The organism is Variovorax sp. Soil_C_26, assembly GCF_057657075.1.
The window spans coordinates 40,168-54,166 of sequence record NZ_JBDGJC010000006.1 but is presented as its reverse complement, the minus strand read 5'-3'; the positions used below and the strand labels follow the sequence as shown (position 1 = coordinate 54,166).

Annotated in this window: 12 protein-coding genes and 1 tRNA gene; 8 read left to right on the top strand and 5 right to left on the bottom strand. The window is 68.4% G+C overall.

Annotation, left to right across the window (positions count from 1 at the left end; translation table 11 throughout):
• Positions 1–142 precede the first annotated feature (142 nt).
• The 5 genes from AC3A6G_RS18000 to AC3A6G_RS17980 all read right to left on the bottom strand — a co-directional run bounded on the left by AC3A6G_RS18000 (position 143) and on the right by AC3A6G_RS17980 (position 5,840).
• The gene (locus AC3A6G_RS18000; protein ID WP_487874235.1) at positions 143–1,315 is read right to left on the bottom strand and encodes an ABC transporter substrate-binding protein; all 1,173 of its coding nucleotides are present in this window, start codon (positions 1,313–1,315) and stop codon (positions 143–145) included.
• Positions 1,312–2,124 carry an alpha/beta fold hydrolase gene (locus tag AC3A6G_RS17995; RefSeq protein WP_487860697.1) on the bottom strand — a complete coding sequence of 271 codons (813 nt, stop codon included), beginning with the start codon at positions 2,122–2,124 and terminating at the stop codon, positions 1,312–1,314. Before AC3A6G_RS17995 ends, AC3A6G_RS18000 begins: the two co-directional genes overlap by 4 nt.
• Before the next feature lie 136 nt (positions 2,125–2,260).
• The gene (locus tag AC3A6G_RS17990) at positions 2,261–3,811 is read right to left on the bottom strand and encodes a benzoate-CoA ligase family protein (RefSeq protein ID WP_487874234.1); all 1,551 of its coding nucleotides are present in this window, start codon (positions 3,809–3,811) and stop codon (positions 2,261–2,263) included.
• Positions 3,808–5,373, bottom strand: coding sequence for a 3,4-dehydroadipyl-CoA semialdehyde dehydrogenase (locus AC3A6G_RS17985; RefSeq protein WP_487874233.1), 1,566 nt, complete (start codon positions 5,371–5,373; stop codon positions 3,808–3,810). Before AC3A6G_RS17985 ends, AC3A6G_RS17990 begins: the two co-directional genes overlap by 4 nt.
• Positions 5,370–5,840: a DUF4863 family protein gene (locus AC3A6G_RS17980; RefSeq protein WP_487860694.1), complete on the bottom strand. Its 471-nt coding sequence runs from the start codon at positions 5,838–5,840 to the stop codon at positions 5,370–5,372. The genes AC3A6G_RS17985 and AC3A6G_RS17980 overlap by 4 nt, the downstream gene beginning before the upstream one ends.
• Positions 5,841–6,041: 201 nt before the next feature.
• Here AC3A6G_RS17980 and AC3A6G_RS17975 point away from each other — a divergent pair, with 201 nt between their 5' ends.
• The 8 genes from AC3A6G_RS17975 (at position 6,042) to AC3A6G_RS17940 (ending at position 13,958) form a co-directional block, all read left to right on the top strand.
• Complete coding sequence (locus AC3A6G_RS17975) at positions 6,042–6,980, top strand: helix-turn-helix transcriptional regulator (protein ID WP_487860693.1); 939 nt, start codon at positions 6,042–6,044, stop codon at positions 6,978–6,980.
• A 139-nt stretch (positions 6,981–7,119) separates the two neighbouring features.
• Positions 7,120–8,799: a 2,3-epoxybenzoyl-CoA dihydrolase gene (gene boxC / locus AC3A6G_RS17970; protein ID WP_487874232.1), complete on the top strand. Its 1,680-nt coding sequence runs from the start codon at positions 7,120–7,122 to the stop codon at positions 8,797–8,799.
• A 31-nt stretch (positions 8,800–8,830) separates the two neighbouring features.
• Entirely contained in the window at positions 8,831–10,258 is a 1,428-nt protein-coding gene (boxB, locus tag AC3A6G_RS17965; protein WP_487860691.1) for a benzoyl-CoA 2,3-epoxidase subunit BoxB, read from the top strand.
• Between the two features lie 123 nt (positions 10,259–10,381).
• A complete protein-coding gene (gene boxA, locus AC3A6G_RS17960) occupies positions 10,382–11,665 on the top strand; it encodes a benzoyl-CoA 2,3-epoxidase subunit BoxA (RefSeq protein ID WP_487874231.1) in 1,284 nt (427 codons plus the stop codon).
• Between the two features lie 10 nt (positions 11,666–11,675).
• Positions 11,676–12,119, top strand: coding sequence for a MaoC family dehydratase (locus tag AC3A6G_RS17955; RefSeq protein WP_487860689.1), 444 nt, complete (start codon positions 11,676–11,678; stop codon positions 12,117–12,119).
• Positions 12,120–12,481: 362 nt separating this feature from the next.
• On the top strand, positions 12,482–12,943 hold the full coding sequence (locus tag AC3A6G_RS17950; protein WP_487864449.1) for an Rrf2 family transcriptional regulator: 462 nt from the start codon (positions 12,482–12,484) through the stop codon (positions 12,941–12,943).
• Positions 12,933–13,838: an NAD(P)/FAD-dependent oxidoreductase gene (locus tag AC3A6G_RS17945; protein ID WP_487874230.1), complete on the top strand. Its 906-nt coding sequence runs from the start codon at positions 12,933–12,935 to the stop codon at positions 13,836–13,838. Before AC3A6G_RS17950 ends, AC3A6G_RS17945 begins: the two co-directional genes overlap by 11 nt.
• A gap of 44 nt (positions 13,839–13,882) precedes the next feature.
• Positions 13,883–13,958, top strand: a tRNA-Gly gene (locus AC3A6G_RS17940).
• Positions 13,959–13,999: the final 41 nt, after the last annotated feature.

Sequence of the window (13,999 nt, the reverse complement as noted above, 5' to 3'; positions counted from 1 at the left end):
GAGCGCAAGAAAGAGGAGTGTGGCGCGAAGCGCCCACGATGTTCGCGAGACACCGCGGAACCGGCTTTGCCGGGCCGCAGGTGTCGCCCCCTTGAGGGGGAGGCGGCTACACGAAGTGAGCCGCTTCGGGGGTGGGCCTTACTTACATTCTGCAGCCGCGGGCGGGGTCGGCCAGACCCTTGATGGCCGTGCTCACCACCTTGTTCTCCTTGCCCTCGACCTTGCGCAGGTAGATGTCCTGCACCGGGTTGTGCGACTTGCTCATCGTGAACGTGCCGCGCGGGCTGTCGATCTTCGCCTTCTCGATGGCGGCGGTGAACTCGGCCTTCTTCGAGATGTCGCCCTTGGTGGCGGCCAGGCCCACGCCGAGCATCTGCGCTGCGTCGTAGCCCTGCACGGCGTACACGTCGGGCTGCATCTTGAACGACGTGGCGTAGCCGGTGCGGAAGGCGTTGTCGCGCGGCGTGTTCAGGCCGTCGGCGTAATGCAGCGTCGTCAGCATGCCCTGCGCGGCGTCGCCCTGCGCCTCGAGCGTGCCGTCGGTCAGAAAGCCCGGGCCGTAGAGCGGAATGGTCTTGTTGAGGCCCGCGGCCTGGTAGTCCTTGACGAACTTCACCGCGCCACCGCCCGCGAAGAAGGCGTACACCGCATCGGGCTTGGCCGCAGCGATCTCGGTCAGGAGCGCCTGGAACTCCACATTGGGGAAGGCCAACGTGAGCTGCTTGTCGACCTTGCCGCCGTTCTTCTCGAAGCCTTCCTTGAAGCCGTTGGCCGACTCGTCGCCGGCCGCGTACTTCCAGGTGATGGTGATGGCCTTCTTCTTGCCCTGCTGCTTGGCCGCGACCTCGCCCATCGCGTAGGCCGGCTGCCAGTTGCTGAACGAGCTGCGGAAGATGTTGGGCGCGCACATCGGGCCGGTCACCGCGTCGGCGCCGGCATTGGGAACGATCAGCACGGTGCCGCTTTCCTTGGCGGCCTTGGCCATCGCCATCGCGACGCCGGAGTGCACCGTGCCGACGATCACGTCGACGTTGTCGCGCTTGATGAGCTTGTTGACGTTGTCGGTGGCCTTGGCAGGGTCGGATTCGTCGTCGACCTTGAAGTACTCGATCTCGCGGCCGGCGAGCTTGCCGCCCTGTTCGTCGACGTAGAGCTTGAAGCCGTTCTCGATGGCCACGCCGAGCGCGGTGTAGGTGCCGCTGAAGGGCAGCATCAGGCCGACCTTGAGCTTGGCCGAACCCTGCGCCGCGGCGGTCGATGCGAGTGCGGCGAAAGCGATCGCGGTAAGCGCGAGGCGGGCGGTGCGAATGGTCATAGGGACTGTCTCCGATTGTGGGTGGTAATAAAAAGGTTGGCCGCGACGATGACACGATCCGGCTGATCGCGATGCGGGGAATGCCCGCATTCCGCGAGTTCAAGCAATTCGCATGCCCCGCCGACGCGCGCCGCGATGCCGCGGACCTGTGCGAGCGTGCCGTATTCGTCGTCGATGCCCTGGACCGCGAGCACCGGGCTGCGGATCGCGTCGATTTCGGCTTCGATGTTCCATTGGCGGAAGGGCGGATGCAGCCAGATGCGGTTCCAGCCCCAGAACGCCGAGTCCGCGCTATCGTGGTAGCGGCCGAGCTTCTGCGGCAGGTCGGTCGAAAGGTAGGCGCTGCGCGCTTTCTCGATGTTTTCGACGGTCACGTCCTCGACGAAGATGTGCGGCGCGAGCACCACGAGGCCGGCCACGCGAGCGGGAAAGCGCGCAGCGTACAGCAGAGAGATCGACCCGCCGTCGCTGTGCCCGAAGAGCCACGGCGTCTCGCCGTCGAGCCCCAGTGCGGCGAACAGCGCGGGCAGTACCTCGTGCGCCTGGCGGTGCATGAAGTCGACGTCCCAGGTTTCGTCTTCGCCGCGAGGCGTCGAGCGGCCGTAGCCCGGGCGCGAGAACACGAGGCCGCGCACCTTGGCGGCCTCGCACAGGCGCGCGGGAAAGTCCTTCCACATCGCGACCGAGCCGAGGCCTTCGTGCAGGAAGACGACGAGCGGGGCGTCGGTGCGCTCGGGGGCGATCCATGCGCACTCGATCTGCACGGCGCGGCCGCGCCAGTCGATGGTGGCGAATTCGGCGGTGCTCATGGTATTGCTCCTTCCCCCTCTGGGGGAAGGTTGGGATGGGGGCTTGCTGCGCTGGCGGAGGCCATGCCTTTGCACAGGCCGCCTGCCCCCACCCCAGCCCTCCCCCGGAAGGGGAGGGAGCAAGACAGGGGAAGGCTCATGATTCCTTCTCGCGCTCGCGCAACCGAAACCGCTGGATCTTCCCCGTCGCCGTCTTCGGCAGCTCGGGCACGAACTCCAGGAAGCGCGGGTACTTGTACGGCGCGAGGCGTTCCTTCACGAAGGACTTGAGCTCGTCCTCGGTCGCCGCGGCGCCGTCCTTCAGCACCACGAAGGCCTTGGTCTTCGTGAGCCCGTCGCTGTCTTCCTTGCCGATCACCGCGGCCTCGAGCACGCCCGGGTGCTGCATCAGCGTGGCCTCGACCTCGAACGGCGAGACGTAGATCCCGCTGACCTTCAGCATGTCGTCGCTGCGGCCCGCATAGGTGTAGTAGCCATCGGCGTCGCGCGTGTACTTGTCGCCGCTCTTGGTCCAGCCGCCCTGGAAGGTGTCGCGCGACTTCTCGCGGTTGGCCCAGTACATCAGCGCCGAGCTGGGCCCGCGGATGTAGAGGTCGCCGACTTCGCCGTCGACCACGGGCCGGCCGTCCTCGCCGCGCAGCTCGACCTCGTAGCCCTCGACCGGCCGGCCGGTGGTGCCGTAGCGCACGTCGCCGGGGCGGTTGCTGATGAAGATGTGCAGCATCTCGGTGGAGCCGATGCCGTCGATGATCTCGCAGCCATAGTGCGCCTTGAAGCGCTGTGCGATCTCGCCCGGCAGCGCCTCGCCGGCCGACGAGCACATGCGCAGGGCCACGGCCTCGCGCGGCGGCAGCTTCGGCGAGGCGAGCATGCCCGCAAAGCCCGTTGGCGCGCCAAAGAACACGGTCGGCTGGTGCGCCGTCCAGCGGCGGAAGGTGGCGTCGGGCGTGGGCCGTTCGGCCATCAGCACCACCGTGGCACCGACCGAGAGCGGGAAGGTCAGCGCATTGCCGAGCCCGTACGCGAAGTACATCTTCGCGGCCGAGAAGCAGACGTCGTTCTCGGTCAGGCCGAGCACCGGCTTGCCGTAGAGCTCGGCGGTCCACCAGAGGTTGGCGTGCGTGTGGACCGTGCCCTTGGGCTTGCCGGTGGAGCCGGAGGAATAAAGCCAGAAGCCCGGGTCGTCCGACGCGGTGGGCGCCGCCGCAGGCATCGGCGCCACATCGGCGAGCGCGGCCTCGAAATCCTTCGCGCCTTCGGGCAGCGCGCCGGTTGGCTGCGAGACGAAGAGCGTGTGCACTTCATGCGGCGCGCGGTTCATCGCCTCCTGCAACCCCGGCATCAGCGCGCCCGAGATCAGCGCGGCCTGCGCGCGGCTGTGGTCGAGCATGTAGGCGTAGTCGTCGGGCGTGAGCAGGGTGTTCACCGCGACCGGCACCACGCCCGCATAGAGGCAGCCGAGAAAGCTCACGGGCCAGTCGCTGCTGTCGAGCATCAGCAGCAGCACGCGTTCCTCGCGCCGCACGCCGGCCGCCTTGAGGGCAGCCGCCAATCGGCGCGCGCGGTCTTCGAGCTCGCCGTAGGCCAGCCGGCCGCGGTCGTCGATGTACGCCGTGCGATCGGCGCGGCCACGGTTGAGCGCGAACAGGTGTTCGGCGAAATTGAATCGGGGGGGCAGCAGCGTCATGTTCTTGTTTCCTGGAGGCCCAGCGCGGCCAGCACGCCGGGGCTCGCCTGCACGGCGGTCCGGCGGTGATAGAAGTCGAGCGCGCGCAGCCCGCCCAGCTCGGCGCCGCCGCCGGCACGGCCGGGGCCGCCGTGCAGCGACATCGGCATCACGGTGCCATGGCCCGTGTGGGCCTGCGCCACCTCGGGGGACACGACGTGCACGCGCCCGTGGCTCGGCGCCACGGCCAGCGCGGCTTGGGCCAGTGCCGCATCGTCGCTGCCGTACAGCGACACGACCAGCGAACCCTGGCCGCGGTGCGCGAGCGCCGTGGCATGGGCGAGGTTGCGGTAGGGCAGCAGCGTGGCGACCGGGCCGAACACCTCGATGTCGTTCACGCGCGCGGCGGCATCGGCGTCGCGCGCGCCAAGCAGCACGGGGCCGATGCAGGCTGCGATGGCAGGGTCGGCATCCACCAGCGGCGCCTTGCGGCCGTCGTGCAGCACGGTGGTTTGCGTGGACAGCGCGTCGAGCCCTTCGCGCACCGCATGGAGCTGGGCGCGGCTCACGAGCGAACCCATGCGCACGGCCTCGTTGCGCGGATTGCCCACCGTGACGGCCGAGAGCTTCGCGCCGATGGCCTCGGCCGCGGCGTCGTACACCTCGGCCGGCACCAGGATGCGGCGGATCGCGGTGCACTTCTGGCCCGACTTGACCGTCATCTCGCGCACCACCTCGCGCACCAGCAGGTTGAACGCCTCGCTGCCGGGCGCGGCGCCGGGCAGCAGCAGGGCGCTGTTGAGGCTGTCGGCCTCGATGTTCGCGCGCACCGAGCGCGCGGCCACCGCTGCATGCGAACGGATCAGTGCGGCCGTCTCGGCCGAGCCGGTGAACGACACCACGTCGAAGGGCTGCAGCGCCTCCATCAGGCCGGCCGAGGTGCCGCACACCACCGACAGCGCGCCCGCGGGCAGCACGCCCGCATCGACCACATCCTTGACCATGCGCTGCGTGAGCCAGGCGGTCGCGGTGGCGGGCTTCACGATCACCGGCACGCCCGAAAGCAGGGCGGGCGCGGCCTTCTCCCACAGGCCCCACGACGGGAAATTGAAGGCGTTGATGAACAGCGCCACGCCGCGCGTGGGCAGCTGCAGGTGCTGCGACTGGAACACCGGCTCCTTGCCGAGCTTCACCGCGTCGCCGTCGCGCAGCACGCGCGCGTCGCCCAACGCATCGCCCCATTTCGCATACTGGCCGAGCGTGAAGATGGCGCCGTCGATGTCGACCGCCGAGTCGTTCTTCACGGTGCCCGAGTTGGCGGTGGCGATCTCGTAGTAGCTGTCGCGGTTTGCTTGCAGCACCTTCACGATGGCCGCGAGCAGCCCGGCGCGCTCGCGGTAGGTCAGCGCGCGCAGCGCTGCGCCGCCCTGATCGCGCGCAAACGCGAAGGCCGCGGGCAGGTCGAGGCCCGTGGCGTCGACGCGCACGAGTTCGGTGCCGAGCACCGGGTCGAAGAGCGGCGTGCCGGCGTCCGAGCCGCTTTGCCAGTGGCCGGCGACGAAATTGGCGAGGCGTTCGGTCATTGGGTGAACTTGATCTGCCCTTCCGGCAGCAGGTAGAGAACGAGCGCCCGGCCTTGCGCGACGGTCGGGCGGTGTGCGGTGCCGGGTCCGTAGACGCACCAGCCCGCGGGGCGTCCGTCGAAGGTGGCGGCGCTGCCGTCCAGCGGCATGATCAAGTCGATCTCGCCGTTCGGATGCGTGTGGTGCGGACCGGCAATGTCCTGCATGTCGACCACGTCGACCGAGAAACGGTGCAGCGCGTCGTCAGCTTTGAACACGCGGCCGTAGCGGATGCCGCCGCCTTCGCGCTCGCAGAGCCAGCCTTCGGCCACGCCGCCGATGCAGGCCGCGCGCAGGCGCTCGAAACGCGCGCTGCCGGCACCGTGCTGGGCGTTCAACCACGCCTCGAGCTGCGCGTCGAGCGGCCGCCCGGCGATCTCGGCGGTGAGGCCGGCAATCAGTTGATGAAAATCTTCCTTGCTGGACATGGCGGGCTTCCTGTTGGAGGCTGGCTGGCGGGGACGCCGCCGCGGCTGCGAACTTTTGGTCTCACTTGCGCGATGACGGCGCGTGCAGTATCTTGCTTGTAGTCGAACGATAAGCACCGAGACAATGGGTGTCAAGCAATATAGTGCATCTATGGTGTTTACCCTGAGCGCGCACAATCCTGGCCAGGAACGAGGACTTGCATGAACGAGCATGGAGACACGGTGCTGGCCACCGCGCCGGAAAGCGGCAACAACGCCGCGCCCGCCGGGGAGGCGAAGCATCCGCTGCTGGCGGCGCTGGGCGAGCGCGTGCGCAACCTGCGCGCGCAGCGCGGCCTCACGCGCAAGGCGGTGGCCGTGGCGGCCGATGTCTCGGAGCGGCATCTGGCCAACCTCGAATACGGCATCGGCAATGCCTCGATCCTCGTGCTGCAGCAGGTGGCGGGCGCGCTGCACTGCTCGCTGGCCGAACTGGTGGGCGACGTGACGACCAGCTCGCCCGAGTGGCTGCTGATCCGCGAACTGCTTGAAAAGCGCAGCGAGGCCGACCTGCGCCGCGTGCGCCTGGCCCTCGGCGAATTGCTCGGCACCGCCTCGGTCGATCCGGCGCGGCACCGGCGCATCGCGCTCGTGGGCCTGCGCGGTGCGGGCAAGTCGACCCTGGGCCAGATGCTGGCCGACGACCTCGAGCTGCCCTTCGTGGAGCTGAGCCGCGAGATCGAAAAGCTCGCGGGCTGCAGCGTGCGCGAGATCCACGACCTCTACGGCACCAACGCCTACCGCCGCTACGAGCGCCGCGCGCTCGAGGAGGCGGTGCAGATCCACAGCGAAGTGGTCATCGCCACGCCGGGCGGGATCGTGTCCGACCCGGCCACCTTCAACGAGCTGCTCGCGCACTGCACCACCGTCTGGCTGCAGGCCTCGCCCGAGGAGCACATGGGCCGCGTGGCCGCCCAGGGCGACACCCGCCCCATGGCCGCGAGCCGCGAAGCGATGGAAGACCTGCGGCGCATCCTCAACGGCCGCGCCGCCTTCTATTCGAAGGCCGACCTGTCGGTGGACACGAGCGGCAAGAGCCTGACCGACAGCTTCCAGGCGCTGCGCGCCGCGGCGCGGCAGGCTATGGGCATCGGCGCCTGAGCCGGGCCCGACCCGGGACGATGAAAAAAAGCACAACAGGCATTGACTTGCCTGTTCGCATGCAGCATGATGCATGTCATCGGCGCTGGAATGTGCAATATTTTTCCGGTTCGCATCCGCCCCCACAGGAGACTTCCGTATGACCGAGACCACCCCCCCCGTCCAGGCGCCTCCGCGCGTCGACTACCGCGTCGAACCGGCGCAGTACAAGCATTGGAAGTTGAATGTCGAGGGCAGCGTGGCCCGCCTGGTGCTCGACATCGCCGAGGACGGCGGCATCCGCCCGGGCTACAAGCTCAAGCTCAACAGCTACGACCTCGGCGTGGACGTCGAGCTCAACGACGCGCTCAACCGCGTGCGCTTCGAGCATCCCGAGGTGCGCAGCGTGATCGTGACCAGCGGCCGCGACCGGATCTTCTGCTCGGGCGCCAACATCTTCATGCTCGGCGTCTCGAGCCACGCCTGGAAGGTGAACTTCTGCAAGTTCACCAACGAGACGCGCAACGGCATCGAGGATTCGTCGAAGCACTCGGGCCTCAAGTTCATCGCGGCCGTGAACGGCGCCTGCGCCGGCGGCGGCTACGAGCTGGCCCTGGCCTGCGACGAGATCGTGCTGGTGGACGACCGCTCCTCGGCCGTGTCGCTGCCCGAGGTGCCGCTGCTCGGCGTGCTGCCCGGCACCGGCGGCCTGACCCGCGTCACCGACAAGCGCCATGTGCGCCACGACCTGGCCGACATCTTCTGCACCAGCGTCGAAGGCGTGCGCGGCCAGCGCGCGGTCGACTGGCGCCTGGTCGACGCGATCGCCAAGCCTGCGCAGTTCGCTGCCACGGTGCAGGAGCGCGCCGCGCAGCTCGCGGCCGGCAGCGACCGCCCGGCCGGCGCCAAGGGCGTGGCGCTGACCCGCCTCGAGCGCACCGACAGCGCCGACGGCATTGCCTACAGCCACGTCGACGTGAAGATCGACCGCAGCAAGCGCACCGCCACGATCACCGTCAAGGCGCCCACGGGCGCACAGCCGGCCGACGTGGCCGCCATCGAGGCCGCGGGCGCCGCCTGGTGGCCGCTCGCGATGTGCCGCGAACTCGACGATGCGATCCTCGACTTGCGCACCAACGAGCTCGACATCGGCACCTGGCTGCTCAAGACCGAAGGCGATGCCGATGCGGTGCTCGCGTCGGACGCCGTGATGCTGGCCCACAAGGACCACTGGCTGGTGCGCGAGACCATCGGCGCGCTGCGCCGCACGCTGGCGCGGCTCGACGTGTCCTCGCGCAGCCTGTTCGCGCTGATCGAGGCCGGCTCCTGCTTTGCCGGCACGCTCGCCGAGCTGGCCTTTGCTGCCGACCGCAGCTACATGCTCGCGCTGCCCGACGATGCCGGGCGCGCGCCGAAGCTGGTGCTGAACGAATTCAACTTCGGCTTCTTCCCGATGGTCAACGACCAGAGCCGCCTGCAGCGCCGCTTCTACGAAGAGGCCGCGCCGCTCGAGGCTGCACGCGCCGCAGCCGGCCAGCCGCTCGATGCCGACCAGGCGCTGAAGCTCGGCCTCGTTACCGCTGCGCCCGACGACATCGACTGGGACGACGAGATCCGCATCGCCATCGAGGAGCGCGCCGCCATGTCGCCCGACGCGCTCACCGGCCTCGAGGCCAACCTGCGCTTCGCGAGCCGCGAGAACATGGCCACCCGCATCTTCGGCCGGCTCACCGCCTGGCAGAACTGGATCTTCAACCGCCCCAACGCCGTCGGCGAGAAGGGTGCCTTGAAGGTCTACGGCACCGGCGAGAAGGCCGGCTTCGACTTGAACCGCGTGTGAACTGGCAGCCCCTACAACCCAAGGAACAACGATGAGCACGATCAACTACAGCGAGAAGATCCCCAACAACGTCAACCTCGGCGAAGACCGCACGCTGCAGCGCGCGCTCGAAGGCTGGCAGCCCAACTTCATCAACTGGTGGGACGACGTGGGCCCCGAGGGCTCGACCAACCACGAGGTGTACCTGCGCACAGCCGTGAGCGTCGATCCGCAAGGCTGGGCCCAGTTCGGCCACGTGAAGATGCGCGACTACCGCTGGGGCATCTTCTTGAACCCGGGCGACGCCAACCGCGAGATCCACTTCGGCGACCACAAGGGTGAGAAAGCTTGGGCGGACGTGCCCGGCGAGCACCGCGCCAACCTGCGCCGCATCATCGTGACGCAGGGCGACACAGAGCCGGCCTCGGTCGAGCAGCAGCGCCACCTCGGCCTGACCGCGCCGTCGATGTACGACCTGCGCAACCTGTTCCAGATCAACGTCGAAGAGGGCCGCCACCTCTGGGCCATGGTCTACCTGCTGCACAAGCACTTCGGCCGCGACGGCCGCGAGGAAGCCGAGGCGCTGCTGCAGCGCACCTCGGGCGACGTCGACAACCCGCGCATCCTCGGTGCCTTCAACGAGAAGACGCCCGACTGGCTCGCGTTCTTCATGTTCACCTATTTCACCGACCGCGACGGCAAGTTCCAGCTGGCCGCGCTGGCCGAAAGCGCTTTCGATCCGCTCGCGCGGACCACCAAGTTCATGCTGACCGAAGAGGCGCACCACATGTTCGTGGGCGAGAGCGGCGTCTCGCGCGTGCTCTCGCGCACCGCGCAGGTCATGAACGAACTCAAGACCGACGACCCGCAGAAGGTGCGCGCCGCCGGCGCCATCGATTTGGGCACCATCCAGCGCTACCTGAACTTCCACTACAGCGTGACCATCGACCTGTTCGGTGCCGACCAGTCGAGCAATGCCGCCATCTTCTACAGTTCGGGCCTGAAGGGCCGCTACGAAGAAGGCAAACGCACCGACGACCACGTGCTCAAGGGCCAGACCTACAAGGTGCTCGAGGTCAAGGACGGCCAGCTCGTCGAGAAGGACGTGCCGATGCTCAACGCGCTCAACGAAGTGCTGCGCGACGACTTCATCAAGGACTCGGTGGCCGGCGTCGGCCGCTGGAACAAGGTGCTCGAGAAGGCCGGCATTCCAACCCGGCTGGTGGTGCCGCACAAGGCCTTCAACCGCCAGATCGGCGCGCTCGCGGGCATCAAGATGTCGCCCGAGGGCCGCGTGGTCAGCGAGACCGAATTTGCCGCCAAGAGGAACGAATGGCTGCCAAGCGCCGAGGATTTCGCCTTCGTGGCATCGTTGATGGGCCGCGTGGTCGAGCCGGGCAAGTTCGCCGGCTGGATCGCGCCGCCGGTGATGGGCATCAACCGCCAGCCGGTGGATTTCGAATACGTCCGCTTCGGTTGACGGGTATTTCTCCTTCCCCCGTTGGGGGAAGGCCGGGATGGGGGCCAGCAGCGTGACCACGACCAACGCCGCCGGCCCCCACCCAACCCTCCCCCGAAAGGGGAGGGCTTCAGGAGAAACAACATGGACATGGCCGTCGAAGCCGGGATCATCAAGCAGCACCTGATCGATCCCGAGATCTGCATCCGCTGCAACACCTGCGAGGCCACCTGCCCGGTCAACGCGATCACGCACGACGACAACAACTACGTCGTGCGGGCCGACATCTGCAACGGCTGCATGGCCTGCATCTCGCCGTGCCCCACGGGCTCGATCGACAACTGGCGCACCATGCCCGTGGTGCGCGCGTACACCATCGAGGAACAGCTGACCTGGGAGTCGCTGCCGCCCGAGCTGCCGCCCGAGGAACTCGAGGCCGCAGGCGCATCCGCGGAGCCTGCCGCAGCCGCGGCACCGGCCGCAGTGCCGGCGGAGAGCACCGCCGCCGTCGATTCCGTCGAGCCGGTCTTCAATTCCGCGCAGTTCGGCGCCACCGTGCCGCCCTGGTCGGCCGCGCACGCCTACACGAATCTCTTCCCACCGAAGACGCCGACCACGGCCACCGTCGTGGGCAACTTCAACTGCACCGAAGCCGGCTTCGACAGCGAGACGCACCACATCGTGCTCGACTTCGGCGTGGTGCCGTTCCCGGTGCTCGAAGGCCAGTCGATCGGCATCGTGCCGCCCGGCACCGATGCGCTGGGCAAGCGCCACCATGCGCGGCAGTATTCGGTGGCCAGCCCGCGCAACGGCGAGCGGCCCGGCTACAACAACGTCTCGCTCACAGTGAAGCGCGTGACCGAAGACCACCAGGGCAGTCCGGCGCGCGGCATCGCCTCCAACTACGTCTGCGACCTCAAGGTGGGCGACACGGTGCAGGTGGTCGGTCCGTTCGGCGCCTCGTTCCTGATGCCGAACCATCCGAAGTCGCACATCGTGATGATCTGCACCGGCACCGGCAGCGCCCCCATGCGCGCCATGACCGAATGGCGCCGACGCCTGCGCAAGAGCGGCAAGTTCGAGGGCGGCAAGCTCATGCTGTTCTTCGGGGCGCGCACGCAGCAGGAGCTGCCGTACTTCGGGCCGCTGCAGTCGCTGCCAAAGGATTTCATCGACATCAACCTCGCGTTCTCGCGCACGCCCGGCAGCCCCAAGCGCTACGTGCAAGACCTGATGCGCGAGCGCGCTGCCGACCTCGCAGTGCTGCTGAAGGACGGCGCGAGCCACTTCTACGTCTGCGGCCTCAAGAGCATGGAAGAGGGCGTGGTGCTCGCGCTGCGCGACATCGCGAAGGAGGCGGGGCTCGACTGGGACGCCGTGGGCGGTGCGCTCAAGCGCGAAGGCCGGCTGCACCTCGAGACGTACTGAGCGCCGGCGAATGAAGTTCGCCGACTTCCAAGCGGGCCAGGTCATCGAGGCCGGGCCCTACGTGCTGACCGAAGCCGAACTCGTGCGCTTCGCGAAGGACTACGACCCGCAGTGGTTCCACACCGACGCCGAGGCTGCGGCCGGCAGCCCCTTCGGCGGGCTCATTGCAAGCGGCTGGCACACCTGCGCGATCGCGATGCGCCTGGTCGTCGGTGCCGCACTCGAGGGCTCCGAATCGTTCGCCTCGCCGGGGCTCGAGCATGTGCGCTGGCCGAACCCGGTGCGGCCCGGCGACGCGCTGCGGCTCGTCGCCGACGTGATCGAGGTGCGGCGCTCCGAGAAGCGGCCCACGCTCGGCATCCTGCGCTGGCGCTGGCAGCTGTTCAACCAGCGCGAGATGCTGGTGCTCGATGCCGAGGTCACGAGCCTGTTCAGGCTCCAAGCCGCGACCTGATCAAGAAAAGCCCGCGAGGCGCTGCGGGCTCCGGCTGCGGGTACCGCGGCGCGCTTACTTCCGGATCTCGGCGCCACCCACGGCCCCGGTGGCGCCGCTCACTGCATTCGTGGTCCCACCGCCTCAACTGCGTTTGTCGCCATGTGCGCCGTGGGCGCGCGGGGTGTGGGCGCCCTCCGTCGGCGGAGACGGGGGGTGAAGCGTTTGGCCGTCCGCTGCATCGAGGCAGCGGATGGGTTCGAAAGAATCTGTTGTGCGCTGCTTCACGTCTGGTAGCGCCGCGGCGCCAATGACCGTTCCGCACGCAGGGTCTGCCGCACAGTAGCCAGGCAACATACGTTTCATGCAACTCATAATGTTGCATGAAACGAGACAGCAAGCTTTCCGGCGTTCTCCACGCGCTGCTTCACATGGCCGAGATGGACGAGCCCGTCACGTCCGAAACGCTCGCCATGGCGATGCAGACCAACCCCGTCGTGGTGCGGCGCGCGATGGCCGGTCTGCGCGAGGCAGGCCTCGTGAGTTCGGCCAAGGGGCATGGCGGCGGGTGGGTGCTGTCGTGCCCGCTCGACGCGGTGACGCTCGGCGACATCCACCAGGCGGTGGGTTCGCCGGCGCTGCTGGCCATCGGCAACCGCACCGAAAGCCCGGGCTGCATCGTCGAGCAGGCGGTGAACGCGGCGCTCGACGGTGCCTGCCGGGATGCCGAGGCGCTGCTGCTTGAACGTTTCAACAGCATCACGCTGGCCGATCTCTCCAAGGACTTTCATCGCCGCATGACGGGCGGCGGTTTCAACCTCAAGGACATTCAACATGCACTGTGACGCTCTGGTCGTGGGCGGCAGCTTCGCCGGCCTTTCCGCTGCCCTGCAGCTCGCGCGCGCGCGAAAAAACGTCTGCATCGTGGATGCAGGCGCGCCGCGCAACCGCTTTGCCGAAGCCGCGCACGGTTTCTTCGGGCAGGACGGCACGCCGCCCCTGAAGATGATGGCCGATGCGCGCGCCAAGGTGCTCGCCTATCCGAACGCCAGCTTTATCGAAGGCCGCGCGACCGAGGCCCGGCCCGACGGAACCGGCGGCTTCGCGGCCACGCTCGAAGACGGCCGGCAGCTCTCGGCCGCGCGCATCGTGCTGGCCTTTGGCGTGGAGGATGGGTTTCCCGACATCGCCGGCGTGCGCGAGCGCTGGGGCCAGAGCGTGCTGCATTGCCCGTACTGCCACGGCTACGAGGTCAGCGGCCGGCGCCTCGGCGTGCTGATCGGGCCGCCGCACACGCCCGATCACGCGATCCTGTTCACCGAATGGGGCCCGGCCACGCTGTTCCTCCACGGCGGCAGCCTGCCGGACGCGGAGATGCGCGCGAAGCTCGAGGCGCGCGGCGTGGCGATCGAGCCGGGCCGCATTGCAGCGCTCGAGGGGCCGTCGCCCACCGCGCTGTCGAGCGTGCGCTTCGAGAACGGGCGGCGCGTGCCGCTCGACGCGATGTTCATCGTGCCGCGCACGCGTCTCGCGAGTCCGCTGGCCGAACAGCTTGGCTGTGCGATCGACGCGGGCGGCTTCGGACCGATGATCCGCACCGACGCCATGAAGATGACCACCGTGCCCGGCGTGTTCGCGGCCGGCGATGCGGCCATGATGTTCCACAACGCCACCATGGCCTCGGCCGACGGGGTGATGGCCGGGATCTCGCTGCACCGGGCGTCGGTCTTCGGCGGCTGATCCAAGCGGCTCAAAAAATCAGGCTATAATTCGCGGCTCGAAATGCGGGAATAGCTCAGTTGGTAGAGCGCAACCTTGCCAAGGTTGAGGTCGAGAGTTCGAGACTCTTTTCCCGCTCCACATTTCTTGCAAAAGGCCACCCCTGCGGTGGCCTTTTGCTT

What these genes read in the sequence shown, in the direction of transcription:
- AC3A6G_RS18000 (WP_487874235.1), bottom strand. Translation starts at nt 1,315, where the DNA reads ATGACCATTCGCACCGCCCGCCTCGCGCTTACCGCGATCGCTTTCGCC.
- AC3A6G_RS17995 (WP_487860697.1), bottom strand. Translation starts at nt 2,124, where the DNA reads ATGAGCACCGCCGAATTCGCCACCATCGACTGGCGCGGCCGCGCCGTG.
- AC3A6G_RS17990 (WP_487874234.1), bottom strand. Translation starts at nt 3,811, where the DNA reads ATGACGCTGCTGCCCCCCCGATTCAATTTCGCCGAACACCTGTTCGCG.
- AC3A6G_RS17985 (WP_487874233.1), bottom strand. Translation starts at nt 5,373, where the DNA reads ATGACCGAACGCCTCGCCAATTTCGTCGCCGGCCACTGGCAAAGCGGC.
- AC3A6G_RS17980 (WP_487860694.1), bottom strand. Translation starts at nt 5,840, where the DNA reads ATGTCCAGCAAGGAAGATTTTCATCAACTGATTGCCGGCCTCACCGCC.
- AC3A6G_RS17975 (WP_487860693.1), top strand. Translation starts at nt 6,042, where the DNA reads ATGAACGAGCATGGAGACACGGTGCTGGCCACCGCGCCGGAAAGCGGC.
- boxC (WP_487874232.1), top strand. Translation starts at nt 7,120, where the DNA reads ATGACCGAGACCACCCCCCCCGTCCAGGCGCCTCCGCGCGTCGACTAC.
- boxB (WP_487860691.1), top strand. Translation starts at nt 8,831, where the DNA reads ATGAGCACGATCAACTACAGCGAGAAGATCCCCAACAACGTCAACCTC.
- boxA (WP_487874231.1), top strand. Translation starts at nt 10,382, where the DNA reads ATGGACATGGCCGTCGAAGCCGGGATCATCAAGCAGCACCTGATCGAT.
- AC3A6G_RS17955 (WP_487860689.1), top strand. Translation starts at nt 11,676, where the DNA reads ATGAAGTTCGCCGACTTCCAAGCGGGCCAGGTCATCGAGGCCGGGCCC.
- AC3A6G_RS17950 (WP_487864449.1), top strand. Translation starts at nt 12,482, where the DNA reads ATGAAACGAGACAGCAAGCTTTCCGGCGTTCTCCACGCGCTGCTTCAC.
- AC3A6G_RS17945 (WP_487874230.1), top strand. Translation starts at nt 12,933, where the DNA reads ATGCACTGTGACGCTCTGGTCGTGGGCGGCAGCTTCGCCGGCCTTTCC.